At 49.0% G+C, this 16,760-nt stretch carries 15 protein-coding genes and 1 tRNA gene; 11 read left to right on the top strand and 5 right to left on the bottom strand.

The genetic code is table 11. The annotated features are described in order from the left end of the window. Positions 1-282 precede the first annotated feature (282 nt). On the bottom strand, positions 283-663 hold the full coding sequence (locus HMPREF1028_RS06695; protein WP_009312057.1) for a putative zinc-binding protein: 381 nt from the start codon (positions 661-663) through the stop codon (positions 283-285). A 209-nt stretch (positions 664-872) separates the two neighbouring features. Beyond that, a complete protein-coding gene (locus HMPREF1028_RS06690; RefSeq protein ID WP_009312056.1) occupies positions 873-4,199 on the bottom strand; it encodes a DUF2339 domain-containing protein in 3,327 nt (1,108 codons plus the stop codon). Positions 4,200-4,795: 596 nt separating this feature from the next. On the opposite strand from HMPREF1028_RS06690, the gene HMPREF1028_RS06685 reads away from it, so the two are divergent. Together HMPREF1028_RS06685 and HMPREF1028_RS06680 are read left to right on the top strand one after the other, a co-directional pair. After that, positions 4,796-6,292: a TolC family protein gene (locus HMPREF1028_RS06685; protein WP_009312055.1), complete on the top strand. Its 1,497-nt coding sequence runs from the start codon at positions 4,796-4,798 to the stop codon at positions 6,290-6,292. A 256-nt stretch (positions 6,293-6,548) separates the two neighbouring features. Next, positions 6,549-6,965: a hypothetical protein gene (locus tag HMPREF1028_RS06680; RefSeq protein ID WP_036529304.1), complete on the top strand. Its 417-nt coding sequence runs from the start codon at positions 6,549-6,551 to the stop codon at positions 6,963-6,965. Positions 6,966-7,123: 158 nt separating this feature from the next. Here the strand turns inward: HMPREF1028_RS06680 and HMPREF1028_RS06675 are convergent. Then, a tRNA-Asn gene (locus tag HMPREF1028_RS06675) sits at positions 7,124-7,199 on the bottom strand. A gap of 175 nt (positions 7,200-7,374) precedes the next feature. Further along, positions 7,375-7,863 (bottom strand): hypothetical protein, encoded by a 489-nt coding sequence (locus tag HMPREF1028_RS06670; protein WP_009312053.1) that lies wholly within the window; start codon positions 7,861-7,863, stop codon positions 7,375-7,377. Positions 7,864-8,235: 372 nt separating this feature from the next. On the opposite strand from HMPREF1028_RS06670, the gene dapF reads away from it, so the two are divergent. The 4 genes from dapF to HMPREF1028_RS06650 all read left to right on the top strand — a co-directional run bounded on the left by dapF (position 8,236) and on the right by HMPREF1028_RS06650 (position 11,464). Next, on the top strand, positions 8,236-9,087 hold the full coding sequence (gene dapF / locus HMPREF1028_RS06665) for a diaminopimelate epimerase (RefSeq protein ID WP_009312052.1): 852 nt from the start codon (positions 8,236-8,238) through the stop codon (positions 9,085-9,087). Next, positions 9,084-9,692 (top strand): hypothetical protein, encoded by a 609-nt coding sequence (locus HMPREF1028_RS06660; protein ID WP_009312051.1) that lies wholly within the window; start codon positions 9,084-9,086, stop codon positions 9,690-9,692. Before dapF ends, HMPREF1028_RS06660 begins: the two co-directional genes overlap by 4 nt. A 125-nt stretch (positions 9,693-9,817) precedes the next feature. Then, on the top strand, positions 9,818-10,750 hold the full coding sequence (cysK, locus tag HMPREF1028_RS06655; RefSeq protein ID WP_003755570.1) for a cysteine synthase A: 933 nt from the start codon (positions 9,818-9,820) through the stop codon (positions 10,748-10,750). Between the two features lie 201 nt (positions 10,751-10,951). Then, the gene (locus HMPREF1028_RS06650; protein WP_009312050.1) at positions 10,952-11,464 is read left to right on the top strand and encodes a lipoprotein; all 513 of its coding nucleotides are present in this window, start codon (positions 10,952-10,954) and stop codon (positions 11,462-11,464) included. Positions 11,465-11,531: 67 nt separating this feature from the next. Here HMPREF1028_RS06650 and HMPREF1028_RS06645 read toward each other — a convergent pair whose 3' ends face one another. After that, positions 11,532-11,930, bottom strand: coding sequence for a YkvA family protein (locus tag HMPREF1028_RS06645; protein ID WP_003755567.1), 399 nt, complete (start codon positions 11,928-11,930; stop codon positions 11,532-11,534). Positions 11,931-12,225: 295 nt separating this feature from the next. On the opposite strand from HMPREF1028_RS06645, the gene sodC reads away from it, so the two are divergent. From sodC to HMPREF1028_RS06620, 5 genes are all read left to right on the top strand, one after another. Continuing rightward, positions 12,226-12,795, top strand: coding sequence for a superoxide dismutase family protein (gene sodC, locus HMPREF1028_RS06640; protein WP_009312049.1), 570 nt, complete (start codon positions 12,226-12,228; stop codon positions 12,793-12,795). Positions 12,796-13,448: 653 nt separating this feature from the next. Beyond that, a complete protein-coding gene (gene sdhC, locus HMPREF1028_RS06635; protein WP_003779309.1) occupies positions 13,449-13,826 on the top strand; it encodes a succinate dehydrogenase, cytochrome b556 subunit in 378 nt (125 codons plus the stop codon). Further along, complete coding sequence (gene sdhD / locus HMPREF1028_RS06630) at positions 13,820-14,161, top strand: succinate dehydrogenase, hydrophobic membrane anchor protein (RefSeq protein ID WP_009312048.1); 342 nt, start codon at positions 13,820-13,822, stop codon at positions 14,159-14,161. The genes sdhC and sdhD overlap by 7 nt, the downstream gene beginning before the upstream one ends. Before the next feature lie 2 nt (positions 14,162-14,163). Continuing rightward, a complete protein-coding gene (sdhA, locus tag HMPREF1028_RS06625) occupies positions 14,164-15,927 on the top strand; it encodes a succinate dehydrogenase flavoprotein subunit (RefSeq protein WP_009312047.1) in 1,764 nt (587 codons plus the stop codon). 124 nt (positions 15,928-16,051) lie between these two features. Continuing rightward, entirely contained in the window at positions 16,052-16,759 is a 708-nt protein-coding gene (locus HMPREF1028_RS06620) for a succinate dehydrogenase iron-sulfur subunit (protein ID WP_002241462.1), read from the top strand. Position 16,760 lies beyond the last annotated feature (1 nt).

Here is a 16,760-nt window from a genome sequence, read left to right as displayed (position 1 = left end):
GGGTGGTGCGGATGTCGGGAAGGTGATGGATTTTATAATATTGAGCATGAAGTTGAAACCTGTAAGCCGCTGTACCGTCTAGGCAGCAATTGTTTTTCACCTTCAAGATATTGAACAAGTTGGCAATCGGGCGGTAACGTTCTCCCTATTAAAAAAGGTCGTCTGAAAACGCTTTAGCGAGACTTGCTATCGGTTTTCAGACGACCTTTGTTTTGAAACGGTTGTCATCCGTTCGGGTTTGTGTTGAAGGTTTTGCAAACGGATTGCTTGGGGGAAAGGTGGCTAGTTGCTTAACACATCGTGTTTTTTAGTTAAGACATATTGATAGACTTCTTCTACCGCCGCTTCGTCATAGCTTTTGCCAAAACGCTTTTTGTAGCCCAAGTCATAGAGTTTGACGTGGTGTTCTTCTGAAATTTCGACGCCTACGTTTTCCAAACATGACTTGGCGCAATGCAGATGGCAGCCGTCGATGACCAGTATCGGCCTGCCGGACTGCGCTTTGCGTACCAAAGGTGCGACTTTGCCTCCTACGCCGGAAATACACGACATTTCAAATTCGCCGGCGTGATCGAGTGCTACGGCGGTATTGTTGGCAAGTTGCGCTACGTCAGAACATCCGGAACAGGAATAAATCAACGGAAGTTCGCTGCGGTTGGGCATTTTTAATCTCCTCTTTAGACTTTTTCATTTTGTATGTGTATTTTAATCCATCAATAATCGGTAAAGCACGCTCAGATTGAAGCAGACCTGACAAAAGTGGTCGATTTTCTGCCATGCCGGGTTGGATTCGGGATGCCTGAAGGTCGTCTGAAAATATTTTAGCAAAACTTGCTGTCGGTTTTCAGACGACCTTTTCTTTGGGGACTGGGCTATGCTTTGTCCTCTTCGTTTTCCACTGCTTTGGGCGGAACGGGCGCGAACCAGCCGACCAAGAGCAGCAGCACGCCGACGATGATGAAGGAGGCGATGCGGGCGATGCCGCCGCTGTTGGAAAGCTCGATGAGGAAGAGCTTGACGACGACGACGGCCATCAGCGCTGCGCCGGTTATCCAGAAGGGGCGCAGTTTGCGGCGGTTGCCGTACACCATCAGGATGATGGCGGTCACTGCCCAGACGACGGAGAGGCTGGCTTGCAGGCCGAAGGATTGAAGCATGATGTCGAGGCGCCAAGTGATGCCGTCGTAGAAGTGCCACAGGCGCATCACGCCCGCGCTGATGACCATGAATGCGAGGGCGGCGACGCCGGGCGCGTTCACGCGGCGGTATTCTGCAGGCAGAGCTTCGGGCAGGGACTTCAGGGCGAACCACAGCATTCCGGCGCAGGCGAGTTCCAGCGGGTTAAGCAGCGGGATATACGGCAACGGCGTGGGTTGGAACGGAGTAGAGAAGTTCGTCCATATCATCCAACTTGCCGCGGCAAGGGCGGCTATCGGCAGGGCGGAATGCTGATAGGCGGATTGATGTCGTCTGAAAAAGCCGCGCTGCCGCTGCGTATGAAGGACGACCCACATGATCAGCGGTACGGCAAGCCACGAGAGCTGCGACCAAACGCCGTCGACGAGTTCGCCGACATACATTCCCGACCAAAGCGACCAAAGGATGCCGAGCATGATGATGTTGATTTTGTGCAAGCCGATAGGCGCATTGGTTCGGCGGTTATTCAGGATGAGGAAGTTCAACACGGTGGCGGCGGCAAGCGGCAGGGCTGCGGCGGCCGTCCATAGATGTTCGAGGTGATAGCCGATGAAGTGCAGGGCAAACAGGGGCAGGAATGCCAAGGTCGTCTGAAAAAGCTCTTTCCAGTTCAAACGGTTGGCAAGCAACAGCAAGGCGGTGAATATCGGCAATGCCCAAAGCTCGATGAACAGGGTTTCTTCGCCCGTCCATTGGGTATAGATGGCGAAGCCGCCCAGCATCAGGGCGATAACGAGGATAGCCCAGCCCGCAATTTGCGAGAACGGGAGGGTTTGGTCTTGTTTGTCTTGGTTTTCAGATGCTTCGGTTTGGACGCGCGGATATTGCAGCATGTAGGCGGCAGCAAACAGCAGTGGCGCGGCGGCAAAGAGGTGCCAGTGTGTCAGGAAGCCGTTGGATTCATTATTAATCGAGGCTTGGAAGAGCAGGATAAAGATTGCATTGCCCAAGGCGAATGTGCTGAACACGTCCGACTTGCCTTTGCCTCGGCAGAACGCCCAAGCTGCCACCAAAGCAGAGAAAATGATGATGCTGCCGCGTTCCGCGAAAAACAGTAAAGGCAGGATGGATGTGTAGAGCAGGGCGGCGCAGAGGGTTGCGTTTTGAAGCGTGTGTTCCCAGTGTGCCGAGCCTTTACGGCGGTAGAGGTGCCACTGCAGGTAAATTGCTGCGCCGCCGAACAGGGTCAGCAGGGTGGTGAACCATTGACCTTGCAGGATGGTGGATCCTCCCTCCTGATAACCGCTCAGTTGGGTCAGCGCCGCCAGCAGATAAACGACGAGCGCACCCAAACGCATATGCGGACGCTGTTGGCGCAGCCCGAAGAAATACACGAGCGCGGATTCTACCGTCCACAGGATGACGGTGTTGCCGCGTTCAAAGTAAAGCGGAACGGCGAGCGTGAGGAAAAGCAGCGACAAGGCAACAAACGCCTGACGCAGGATATACAAACCCTGTTGCTGTTTCAGCATCAGCGCGGCAAGCCCGTAAACGGCGGCGAAGCCCAGCGCAGAGAATGCATCCGCAGACGGCCAGTGTTCCACCATGCGGTATTGCAGTCCGAACGCCGCCGCCATCGTGCCGAACAATAAAGTATGGTCGAGGACGTGGACGCGCAGGCCGTGGGAGCAGATGCTGTTCCAAATTTCTTCCAGCGTCGCATTGTCGGCAACGGGCGCGAGCGTGTCTTCGCGGCTATCCGTCAGCTTGCGGCGGGCGAACAGATAGGCGATGAAGGTGTAGAGCAGCCAGTGGTAAATCAGGAAAGGTTCGGTCGTGGCGAAATGCTGCGGCGTATAGCTTTGCATGCCCCACAACGCGGCGATGGAGAAGGTTCCGGCGAAACCCGTCAGGTTCAGCGGCCGCCATGCCTTAAACCAGGCAATCGCCGCTACGCCGGCATTGAGCAGGGAAAGGTAGGAAAACAGCACCAAATAATTGCCGCTGCCGTCCGATACCAGGATGGGCGCCGCCAGACCGCCGACCAAGGCGACCTGCGCCATAATCTGCGCGTTTTGCCTGATCGCCAGCAACGCCATCAATACGACCATCGCCACCATTAGCACGAACACGATCGGTGCGGGCAGCAGCGGATGCAGTTTCAACGTCGCCAAAGCGGTCAGATACATCACCGCCACGCCGAAGCCTTGCAACACCAAGCCGTATTCGCGTTTGCGGCTTTGCAGCTTCCAGCCGCCGATGACCGCCGCCAGACCCGCGCCTGCCACGGTCAGGTAACGCATTTCCACCGGCACATGAATCCGCTCGGAGGCATAGCGCAAGAGGAACGCCAAGCCGAGGAACAGCACCACGATACCGGTTTTCAGCAGTGGATTGCCGCGCAGGAACCAAGCAACAATCGGATTTTCGGAGAATTTGAAATCGAAACCTTCTTCTTTTCGGATAATGGTTTCACGAGAATCTGCGTCTGCAGTTTCAGATATAGGTTCAGACGACATCGGCGCTTCGTTTTCAGACGACGTTTGCAGGACAGGTGCGTCTTGTTTGCGTTCGTCTTCTTGAATAGCGGAAACTTGGGCAGGCGTTTCGACGCTATCTGCGGACAAAGCAGGTTCGGGCTGTACGGAAGATTCAGCGGAAACAGGGGGAACAGGCGTAGAAAAAGAGGGGGCGGTAACCGGTTCGATGTGCGGCTCGACGGACGCATTGTCCGCAGTTGCAACAGGTTCAACCTTCTCATGAAGCGGCGCAGGGGTCGTCTGAATATCGTCGGCATGTTCGGACAAAACAGCACGCAGTTTCCGCGCCTGCCCGACTTCTGCTTTATCATGAACGGTTTCTTGTTCCAAAGCCGTCAAACGCAGCTTCAGCAACTCGATTTCTTTTTCCAGGTTTTGCAGCTTTGCATCATGTTCTTCCTGACGCGGTTTGCCGAGTTCCCGCGCAAACAACCATAAAATAGAGCCGAAAATGACGCCGACGGTCATTTCGTCAAGAAAATAGCCAATGAGGATGGGGATGAGTAGGCAGAAATACTGCATAAAACACCTGTCCGATAACGGTAAAAATATGCCAATTGTAGCATTCTTGTCATGAGAAGGATGTATAGAAGGCGTAACGGTAGGAAAAGGTGTTGTGCGGTAAGCAACATTGTATTTGCAGAATTAATTCACGGCACAAGGTCGTCTGAAAAGCGAAATTGGATTTCAGACGACCTTGTCGATGGGTTTCGTCCTGCTGTTTATCATGAATATAGGCTTTATATCGTGAAACCGGGCGCAAGTCCTGTGAACTTGCCATGCTTGATACGGACTATTTATTATAGGCGTTAGCTTCGATAGGGTACGGTTTGTCTAGCCACCAATTCTCAAGGCTTTTTTGATACCCATATTTTTCGAAAGAAAATCTAATGCCTCATTTTTGGATTTTCAACCAATTTGTCCCCTCTCCCCGTGGGAGAGGGTTAGGGAGAGGGCAGTAAGCCGCAGGCTTACATTCAGGTTCCTAGGTTTCGCAAAAAAATCTTCTGAAAGGTCGTCTGAAAGGTTGCCACGTCAAGAGGCTGCGTACACTGAAAACGAGCGAAGCAAATTTCGCCAACACGGAACGCTAAAACCTTTTCAAAAAGGAAAATACGATGAAATTCAATCAAATCCATTTATTGTGTATTGCCGCAGTCTTGGCGCTTGCTGCCTGCAAAAATACTGAAGTTCCGTTAAACAGTCAGGTTGAGTTGCCCGAAACATTTACGCAGGATGCGGCGGCGAAGGGCAATGCGGACATCGGGGCGTGGTGGCAGCAGTGGAACGATCCGGTGTTAAGCGGATTAATCGCGCAGGGTTTGGCGCAGGGGCATGATGTGAAAATCGCCGTCAGCCGTCTGAACGAAGCCCGTGCCGTCGCGGGGGCTGCGCGTGCCGATTTGGGGCCGACCGTCGGCCTGAGCGGCAAGGTGGGGGCGAATGACAGCAAAATGGATAATCCGCTCAACAGCAATGCCAGAGCGTTGCTCTCGCGTTATCCGCAGGCCTCGTCTTTAAACGGCGATACCATCGATTCTCAAGGCACCAGCCTATACGGCGGACTGACCGCTTCGTGGGAGCCGGATATTTTCGGCAAGAAACGCAGCGATGCCGATGCCGCACGTTATGCTGCACTCGGACAACAAGAGCTGGCGTACGGCGCACAAATGCTGGTGGCGGGCGATATTGCCGACAATTATTTCAAAGCGCGTGCGGCTCAAGGTCGTCTGAAAACCGCCAACCAAACCGTTGCCACCTTGCGGCGGATGGTGCGCTACATCGAAGGGCGTTTTAAGGCGGGACATGTCAGCGGTTATGAAGTGAACGAGGCGAAAGTGCAACTGACCGCAGCGGAAGCCAAACGCGCCACGATAGGGGCGGAATACGCCGCTTATGTGCGCAGTATCGCCGTTTTGACCGGTAACGTGCCGCAGACGTTTACGCTGCCCGAATCGTCTGTCGATGCGTTGGCGCGCCAACCCTCCGCACCAAGCGGGCAGACACCGCAAGGCTTGCTGGAACGCCGCCCCGACCTGCGCGCGCAGGCGGCGCAAGTCAATGCCTATGCCGCCAAATTCGCCAGTGCCAAAGCCGATTTACTGCCACGCTTCACCATCAGCTTTATGGGGCAGGGCGGACGTATCGGTGTGGACGGCGACCGTTCGCTGACCGGCTGGGCAAGTTTGCTGTCGGTGGGCATACAGACGCCGCTGTTTACCAACGGCCGCATCAAAGCCAATATCAAAGCTGCCGATGCGCGCCTTCAGACGGCATTGCTGGAATACGACAAACGGCTCCTGACCGCGCTGGGCGAAGTTGACAGCGCATATCAAGGCGTGGAATCGCTAAGCCGTCAAACCGAGTTGCTGCAAACCGCCCATAATCAGGCGGCACGCCATGCTGCCGATACGGAAAAAATGTTTCGCAACGGCTACAAAACGCTGGATGTCGCCCTCAAAGCCCATATCACCGAAGGCCAAATGCAGGAAAACCTGATTGCGGCGCGGCTGGCAAGGGCGCAGATGCTGGTGTCGCTGTATAAGGCATTGGGCGGCGGCTGGTTGAAATATAGTGGATTAACTTTAAACCAGTACGGCGTTGCCTCGCCTTAGCTCAAAGAGAACGATTCTCTAAGGTGCTGAAGCACCAAGTGAATCGGTTCCGTACTATCTGTACTGTCTGCGGCTTCGTCGCCTTGTCCTGATTTAAATTTAATCCACTATAAAAAAGTAAAAAGGTCGTCTGAAAAATTTCAGACGACCTGGGTTTATTAGAAGAATGGAAAATTTCTGATATCGATATAGATAAGGTTGTCGATTAAAAAGTTTTAGTGGATTTTAGACCAAATTTGTGTGTGAGGAAGTAGTGATGAATCGATGTGGACCGTATTTAATTAGTGATATTGTTGAAAGCGGAAGGATTGGTAATCTTTATGTAGGGGATGATCAAGAAGATATTTGCCAAGAAATCAAAGGTTTTGTATTAAACCCTATGAGAACTTCTAAAAAATCAAAAATATTTTTAGATAATTATGAAAATATAATGCTCTCGTTAGAAAATAAAAAAATAATAGGTATGCAGATAAATTTTGAGAACACAAATGCCAAATCTGTAGTTTTAAATGATTTGTTTTCAGAATTCTCGAGTATTGATAACTGGATAAATTTTGCTGAAAAGTGCGATTGGATATGTGAGAAGAATTCTTCAATATATGTATTTAGAAAAAATAATGTTTTTATCTATGTGAATGATCAGGGTATGCTTCATTTGATATCTGTTTACTAAATTATTGATTTATATAAATTTTGATTAATGTTTGGTGTGTGTGGGACACGGGTGCAAGGATGTTGGGATTGGGAAGCATCCGAAGAAGGATGCTGAAGAAGCCAAAGTAGGATTGGTAAACAAAAAAGCCTGAACATTATGTTCAGGCTTTTGAAATTTGGCTCCCCGACCTGGGCTCGAACCAGGGACCTGCGGATTAACAGTCCGTCGCTCTACCGACTGAGCTATCGGGGAATGGGGTGCATTATAGCGTCTGAAAAAAAAGTGTCAATATTATTTTTCAGATGAGGCGTAGTAATATTACAAATAGTTGAATGTTAAAAGTATTTATTTTGTGAATAGTTGTTTTTGAAACCAGTAGGGCGCAAATGGCAACAGGCGTAGTTGGCCTGTCAGGATGCTATTTTGTCTAATATTTTACGTTGACAAGTTTTCCGTTGCGGAACTCTTGGTGTTGCATTACGGTGCCGTTATAGGCGTATGTGGTGAGTGAGCCGTTGTTTGGTGTGGCGCGGAATTGCATCAGTTGGTTGCGGCTTAAGGTATAGGGGTCTGTCCGCTTCCGACTGTTGTCGCTGTAAAAATCTTGTACGGTATATTGATCGCCTCGTTTGTTTTTCAGTTGACGGTAGTAGCCGCCCTTGACGGCGCTGTTGCTGGGATTGCCGTGTGTATCGAAATAAGTCACGATTTGTTCGTCAATAATATTAATGCCGCCTGTATTGTTTGGGGCGGTTTTATTTTTGTCTAAGGTAATCGGGATGTTGACGGAAGTGCCGAGTCCGACATGGTGTCCGATACCGGTTCCTATGCCTAAACCGATGGACATACCAGGCGTGCCGGCGGTGCAGGCGCAGAGTGCAGATGCGAGAAGGATGAGGGGGATTGAGGGTTTCATGGCATTTCCTCGCTATGAGTATGAACCTGATTGCAGGCGATAACGGAAAGGCGTGGTTTTGCCTCGGATGGGCAATGATGTTATGAAAATAAAACCACATATGGTGACTTTTCTTATTGAATTATATCGTTTTTATTCGGTGGAGGACGTTAGCTTTGATTAAGGTGGGAGAAAGAAGCATTAAGGCTGTATGGATAATAAGGATATCGGCGTATGGCGGTATGAAGTCGGGAAAATCTGCGATATAGCATATATATAGTGTAGAATGCTGTTCAGACGACCCTTCAGACGGATTTTTTTGCAAAGTAAAAAGGTTAAGAATATTTGGATATTCGCTCCCTATTTAATCGATAACGGATTCTGGAAAAAACAATGAAAACCTTGAAATTTACCAAAATGCACGGTTTGGGCAATGATTTTATGGTGGTAAACGGTATCGGGCAGGATTTTGATCCGCTGACTGCGCCGCTTGCCGAATGGTCCGACCGTTTTAGAGGGGTGGGCTTCGATCAGTTGCTGTTAGTAGAAAAGCCTTCTTCCGATGCGGTGGATTTCCGTTATCGTATATTCAATGCGGACGGCAGCGAGGTGGAGCAGTGTGGCAACGGTGCGCGCTGTTTTGCCCGATTTGTGGCGGATAAAGGTTTGACCGATAAAAAGGAAATTTTGGTGGAAACGGCTAAGGGTGTGATTATTCCCAAGCTGTTGGATAATGGTTTGGTGACCGTGAATATGGGCAAACCGCGCTTTACGTCGTCTGAAATTCCGTTTGTACCGGTTCCTGACGAAGCAGATGATGCTTTGACGCATATGGTGATGGTCGGTTTGGAAACGGTGCAGGTCAGTTGTGTGAATATGGGCAATCCTCATGCTGTGATTGTGGTGGAGGATGTTCAGACTGCGCCCGTGGCTCATTGGGGCGAAGCCATTGAGTCGCACGAACAGTTTCCGGAACGTGTCAACGTCGGCTTTATGCAGATTGTCGATAGGGAATCTATCCGCCTGCGCGTATTTGAGCGCGGTGTGGGTGAAACGCAGGCTTGCGGTACGGGGGCTTGTGCGGCTGTGGTTGCGGGCGTCCGGTTGGGGCTGTTGGCGGAAGGTGTGCCAGTGAAGGTTTCGCTGTCGGGCGGAGATTTGTTTATTACTTGGTCGCATGGTGAGGACGTTTTGATGACAGGGCCTGTTCAAACGGTTTTTGAAGGCGAGTTGCAGTATTCATGATTTGGACGAATTTGGATTTTCTCGCCGTTGTTGCTTATGGACTGGTGTTTTTTGGATTGATTTTCCGCGCTGAAATGTTCCAGTGGTTTTGGGCTTCGGTCGTTTTGTGGCTGGGTGTATCGATTTTGGGATCGCAGCTTTTGCCGGGAATGTGGGGGATTACCCATGTCGGTCCGTTGTTTGTCCCGCATTTTTATCTGACTTTTGCCAGTGTGTTTTTCTTTGCTTTTCATTGGAAAAAACAGGCGGATACTGATTTTTGGCAGGCGGATTTACGGCATCCGTTTTTGAGTGTGTTTGCTGTCAGCAATGTGTTGATGACTTTGGCTTTTGTGTCGATTATCGCTATATTGTATTTTATGTTGCCGAGCCGTTCTTTGGCTTTTACGTTGCCGGCTTTGTTGAAATTGTACGCGCTCAAGCCTGTTTATTGGTTTATTTTGCAGTTTGTTATCATGACCGTTTTTTATCTGCACCGCAGAAGCATTGCCAAGCAGTCGCCGGCGGTGTTCAGTAAAGCACAGCTCAGACTGGGCTGGCTGATGGCCTTGGTCATGCAGGTTTTGGTAACAGGAGCTTTGGTCGGAGAAATCGGGCTTCATTAAGAAAAAAATTTTGCGAATCAAGCCAAACAACCAAAAGTTATAAAGAAAGAAATATTCGATATTGGTTTTTCAGACGACCTGTCTTTAATATACAGGTCATATCACATCAAAATCTGGAGTAGAAAATGAAGATTGCAAACAGCATCACCGAGCTGATCGGCAACACCCCGTTGGTCAAATTAAACCGTCTGACTGAAGGTTTGAAAGCCGAAATCGCTGTCAAACTGGAATTTTTCAATCCCGGCAGCAGCGTGAAAGACCGCATTGCCGAAGCGATGGTCGAAGCTGCTGAAAAAGCGGGCAAAATCGGTAAAGATACCGTAATTGTGGAAGCAACCAGCGGTAATACGGGTATCGGTTTGGCAATGGTGTGCGCGGCGCGCGGCTACAAGCTGGCAATCACGATGCCTGAAAGTATGAGTAAAGAACGCAAAATGCTGTTGCGTGCGTTCGGTGCGGAATTGATTTTGACTCCAGCATCTGAAGGTATGGCGGGTGCGATTGCAAAAGCCCAAGCCTTGGTGGACGAGCATCCCGATACTTATTTTATGCCGCGCCAATTCGATAACGAGGCGAACCCGCAAATCCACCGCGAAACGACCGCCGAAGAAATTTGGCGCGATACCGACGGTAAAGTCGATATTTTTGTGGCGGGTGTCGGTACGGGCGGTACGGTTACCGGCGTGGGCGAAGTGTTGAAAAAATACAAACCCGAAGTCAAAGTCGTTGCCGTCGAGCCGGAAGCTTCTCCGGTGTTGAGCGGTGGTGAAAAAGGTCCGCACCCGATTCAAGGTATTGGCGCCGGTTTCATCCCTACCGTGTTGAATACCAAGGTATATGACAGCGTTTCCCAAGTTCCGAACGAAGCGGCGTTTGAAACCGCCCGCGCGATGGCGGAAAAAGAAGGTATTTTGGTCGGTATTTCTTCCGGTGCGGCAGTATGGAGCGCGCTGCAGCTTGCCAAACAGCCTGAAAATGAAGGCAAACTGATTGTCGTGCTGCTGCCTTCTTATGGCGAACGCTATCTTTCTACGCCTCTGTTTGCCGATTTGGCATAGTAGAGTTGAGAGAACATGAGTGATAAAAAAGACCGCTTCGGCGGTCTTTTTTGCGGTCTTGCGGCATGGTGTGGCGCAAAAATGGATTTAAACCACCATATCGTGTAAAGATTGGAATGTAAGGCGAAAGTTGTTGTAATTCAGTCAACAGAAAAAGTCAGATTGATATAGAATTTGGTTATCTGGATAATCCTGATTATAATGGTAGACATGAAAAAATATATCCCCATCTTATTTGCGTTGGCGGCACTTGCCGGTTGTGAGACCATTTATGTCCCAAGTTTGCAAGAAGTGCCTGTCCGTCCGACTAATGTTAAGCCTAACGTTAAAGCAACTAAGGCTGAAAAACCTACAGCGTTCAGTTTGGCTTCTTCGCATTGGAGTGATGTTTCAAAAATCCGCGACGAGGCAACGCGTTTGAGCTATCAAGTCAGCCAAGGAAAAATGACCAAAGTTCAAGCTGCGCAATATCTGAACAAGTTCCGCATTCAGCTTGTCGGTCGCAATGTCGTGGATGACAGCGTATATGAGGTTTATCTGCGTTCTGCCGTTGACAGCCAACGAGGCGAAATCAATACCGAACAATCTAAGCTGTATATTCAAAACGCTTTGCGCGGATGGCAGCAACGCTGGAAAAATATGGGCAACAAACCTTCCAATCCGGCGTTTACCAACTTCCTGATGGAAGTGATGAATATGACTCCGTTGAAATAAGTTTCTCATTTCAAACAAAAGGTCGTCTGAAAATTTTCAGACGACCTTTTGTTTTGGATGTCGATATTTATGATGTTTTACGCAGCAGCTTCTCGGTTGCCAGTCTTGCTCGCTCTTTGATGTCTTCCGTCAGATAAGTTTTCATCTGGCTGTACACCAAAGTAATGACGGCAATGTCATCGCTGAATCCCAAAGGACCCAGCAAATCGGGAATGCTGTCGATAGGGCTGAGGAAGTAAACCAATGCGCCGACGATAATCATTTTGGCGCGTCTGGGGGTGTGAGGGGAGTCCCAAAGATAATACAGCGCATACAACTGGCGTACGATGGGCTCGCCCAACCGACCTGCAAAACGGGCGAGTTTATTGAGGAAACCTGTTTTATCCAAATTGCGCCTTCTGAATTTGGGGATAAAGTTTTCCGGATCGGAAGACTGGGTGTATTGTTTTTCTTCGGAATGTTTCATAACAAGCCTCACAGTAATTGAGTGGGAAGGGTTTGCCGTAATGCGGGCAAAGTATAAAACGGAGTAAGGCAAAGAAATGTCAGTTTTGCCTAAACGAGGCAAAAATTATGGTTGACTACTTCTTTATCGTAGCTGTTTCATATTATAAATAAATATTATTTCGATTAGTGGAAAAGATAGAAAAATCAAATGGCTTTGATAGCTAATAACATCTTAAAAATACTCGATTTACTCCCCATTTTGTTTAGAATACAAAGGGGCTTTGACATAAATTTGACATAAAAAGGAGATATAAATGAAATTTAAAACACTCGTAGCTGTTGGTATCAGTGCAATCTGTGCTGCGGGAGTGGTTAATGCGCATGAACACAAACATGACCACATGACACCTGCCGGTGCTTCTATTAAAGTGAAAGTGCAACAACTTGACCCGGTTAATGGTAATAAAGATGTAGGCACTGTAACGATTACCGAATCCAAGTACGGTTTGGTCTTTACTCCAAACTTAAGCGGATTAGAAGCTGGACTGCATGGCTTTCACATTCATCAAAACCCAAGCTGTGAGCCGAAAGAAAAAGACGGTAAACTGACTGCAGGCTTGGGCGCCGGCGGCCACTGGGATCCGAAAGAAACCAAAAAACACGGTTTCCCATGGCAAGATGATGCCCACTTAGGCGATTTGCCTGCATTAACCGTATTACACGACGGTACAGCCACCAATCCGGTTCTTGCGCCACGCATCAAACACCTTAATGAAGTTCGTGGTCATTCTATTATGATCCACGTTGGTGGCGACAATCATTCCGATCATCCTGCTCCGCTTGGTGGTGGCGGTGCACGCATGGCGTGTGGTGTGATTAAATAGGTTAATTGTTAGAAACAAAAAGTGCGGTTAAAAATGTTGAACGTTTTAACCGCACTTTTATTTGCAATGAGATCTACTTCAGCACTTCAGCTATGTCATTTAATTTATGAATAGCGTCAATCAGCTGTTTGTCTGAAGCCCGTATCATTCCGCTATGGTTGCAGCGCTGTCTTTTTGAAGGCATTAGTAGAAATCACACCATCGATATGAAGTATGACGCAAATCTATATTCACTAAAATATTGCAGTTTTGTAATAGAAAAATAAGAGGGTCGTCTGAAAAGTTGCCTGTTGAAATTTTGTTTTGAATGCAACGTTTATCCCATAAGGTTATGGCTGTTTTTCTTGTGGATGCGTTAGTAAATGATATTAATTCATATTTTTATCACAAGAAACAGGATATTAATACTATTTTGATGGTGTGAGATTGTGCGAAACTGATTAAGCGGTAGTGGAAAAAATGTTGGTTTAAGTATTAATAGAGATGTTTATTGTTATTGGTACAGTTTATGATGTTTTTTGGTAAAATTTATTAGATTGTTTATAAATTAGACTGTTCAAAATCGGATAAAACAGGTAAATTATAGTTTATGTAACTCGATGTAATTTGAGTTATTGGTTTTGAGCTGATAAAAAAATACAGAGGAACTGGCTATGTCCGTCAAACCGCGTCCTGTCTTTTTGGAGATTCCCAATATACGGTTGCCTATACCGGGAATTGTCTCCATCTTGCACCGCATCAGCGGGGTAGGATTATTTATAATGCTTCCCGTTTTGCTGTATCTCCTGTCCGGTACGTTGAGCCGCGAGTCGGCGTTTGAAACTTACCGTGCCATCGTTTCCAATCCTTTGGTCAAGTTGATTTTAATCGGCGTGTTGTGGGCTTATCTGCACCATTTTCTCGCCGGTATCCGTTTTTTATTTTTAGATGCACACAAAGGCCTTGAGCTGAATACTGCGCGCAATACTGCCAAATTGGTGTTTGCCGCCGCTTTGGTGTTGACCGTCGTTTTGGGAGCGTTGTTATGGTAGAGCGTAAATTGACCGGTGCCCATTACGGTTTGCGCGATTGGGCGATGCAGCGTGCGACTGCGGTTATCATGTTGATTTATACCGTCGCACTTTTAGTGATTCTGTTTACCCTGCCTAAAGAATATTCGGCATGGCAGGTATTTTTCGATCAAGTTTGGGTGAAAGTGTTCACCCAGGTCAGCTTTATCGCCGTATTTTTGCACGCTTGGGTGGGTATCCGCGATTTGTGGATGGACTATATCAAACCCTTCGGTGTGCGTTTGTTTTTGCAGGTTGCCACCATCGTTTGGTTGGTCGGCTGCTTGGTGTATTCAGTTAAAGTAATTTGGGGGTAAGTATGGGTTTTCCTGTTCGCAAGTTTGATGCCGTGATTGTCGGCGGTGGTGGTGCAGGTTTACGCGCAGCCCTCCAATTATCCAAATCCGGTCTGAATTGTGCCGTTTTGTCTAAAGTGTTCCCGACCCGTTCGCATACTGTAGCGGCGCAGGGCGGTATTTCTGCTTCGCTGGGTAATGTGCAAGAAGACCGTTGGGACTGGCACATGTACGATACCGTGAAAGGTTCTGACTGGCTAGGCGACCAAGACGCGATTGAGTTTATGTGTCGCGCCGCGCCTGAAGCGGTGATTGAGTTGGAACACATGGGTATGCCTTTTGACCGCGTGGAAAGCGGCAAAATTTATCAGCGTCCTTTTGGCGGGCATACTGCCGAACACGGCAAGCGCGCGGTAGAACGTGCTTGCGCGGTTGCCGACCGTACCGGTCATGCGATGCTGCATACGCTGTATCAACAAAACGTCCGTGCCAATACGCAATTCTTTGTGGAATGGACGGCGCAAGATTTGATTCGTGATGAGAATGGTGATGTCGTCGGTGTTACCGCTATGGAAATGGAAACCGGCGAAGTTTACATTTTCCATGCTAAGGCTGTGATGTTTGCTACCGGCGGTGGCGGTCGTATTTATGCGTCTTCTACCAATGCCTATATGAATACCGGCGACGGTTTGGGTATTTGCGCTCGTGCAGGCATTCCGTTGGAAGACATGGAGTTCTGGCAATTCCACCCGACCGGTGTGGCAGGTGCAGGCGTGTTGATTACCGAAGGCGTGCGCGGTGAGGGCGGTATTCTGTTGAATGCCGACGGCGAGCGCTTTATGGAACGCTATGCACCGACCGTAAAAGACTTGGCTTCGCGCGACGTGGTTTCTCGCGCAATGGCGATGGAAATCTACGAAGGTCGCGGTTGCGGCAAAAACAAAGACCATGTTTTGCTGAAAATCGACCATATCGGTGCCGAAAAAATTATGGAAAAACTGCCGGGCATCCGTGAGATTTCCATTCAGTTTGCCGGTATCGATCCGATTAAAGACCCGATTCCCGTCGTGCCGACTACCCACTACATGATGGGCGGTATTCCGACCAACTATCATGGTGAAGTCGTTGTTCCGCAAGGCGATGAATATGAAGTGCCGGTGAAAGGTCTGTACGCAGCGGGCGAGTGCGCTTGTGCTTCCGTACACGGTGCGAACCGTTTGGGTACCAACTCCCTGCTTGACTTGGTGGTATTCGGTAAAGCTGCCGGCGACAGCATGATTAAATTCATCAAAGAGCAAAGCGATTGGAAACCTCTGCCTGCGGATGCGGGCGAGCTGACCCGCCAACGTATCGAACGTTTGGATAATCAAACTGATGGTGAAAACGTTGATGCGTTGCGTCGCGAGCTGCAACGCTCTGTCCAACTGCACGCCGGCGTGTTCCGTACTGATGAGATTCTGAGCAAAGGCGTTCGAGAAATCATGGTGATTGCCGAGCGCGTGAAACGTACTGAAATCAAAGACAAGAGCAAAGTGTGGAATACCGCGCGTATCGAAGCTTTGGAATTGGATAACCTGATTGAAGTGGCAAAAGCGACTTTGGTGTCTGCTGAAGCACGGAAAGAATCACGCGGCGCGCACGCTTCAGACGACCATCCTGAGCGCGATGACGAAAACTGGATGAAACACACGCTGTATCATTCGGATACCAATACCTTGTCCTACAAACCGGTACACACCAAGCCTTTGAGCGTGGAATACATCAAACCGGCCAAGCGCGTTTACTGATGCGTTTTCAGACGACCTCCGTATCACAAGGGGTCGTCTGAAAATCAAATACACCACCACACTGAACAGCCTGAACCCATAACATAAAACCATCAGGCGGTTTATGAGAAAAGGAACACTTCTCATGGAAAAAATGAGTTTTGAAATTTACCGTTACAATCCGGACGTTGATGCCAAACCTTATATGCAACGTTACGAGTTGGAACTGGAACCTACCGACGTCAAACTTTTGGACGCGCTGGTGCGCCTGAAAGCGCAAGACGATACCCTGTCTTTCCGCCGTTCTTGCCGCGAAGGTATTTGCGGTTCTGACGGTATGAACATCAACGGCAAAAACGGCTTGGCATGTTTGACTGATTTACGCGGCTTGAAACAGCCCGTCAAAATCCGTCCGCTGCCCGGTCTGCCTGTCATCCGCGACCTGATTGTGGACATGACCCAGTTCTTCAAGCAATACCACTCCATCAAACCTTACGTCGTCAATGATAATCCCATCGATGCAGACAAAGAGCGCCTGCAAACTCAGGAAGAGCGTAAAGAGCTGGACGGTTTGTACGAATGTATTTTGTGCGCCTGCTGTTCGACTGCCTGTCCGTCGTTCTGGTGGAATCCCGACAAATTCGTTGGTCCGTCCGGTTTGCTGAACGCCTACCGCTTCATCGCCGACAGCCGAGATACCATCACCAACGAGCGTTTGGACAATTTGAACGACCCGTATCGTCTGTTCCGCTGCCATACCATCATGAACTGCGTGGACGTATGTCCTAAACACTTGAATCCGACCCGTGCCATCGGTAAGATTAAAGAAATTATGTTGAAACGAGCCGTTTAAG

It is taken from the genome of Neisseria sp. GT4A_CT1 (assembly GCF_000227275.1).
GTDB lineage: Bacteria > Pseudomonadota > Gammaproteobacteria > Burkholderiales > Neisseriaceae > Neisseria.
The sequence above is the reverse complement of the archived record's forward strand: the minus strand, read 5'-3'. Positions and strand labels throughout refer to the sequence as shown.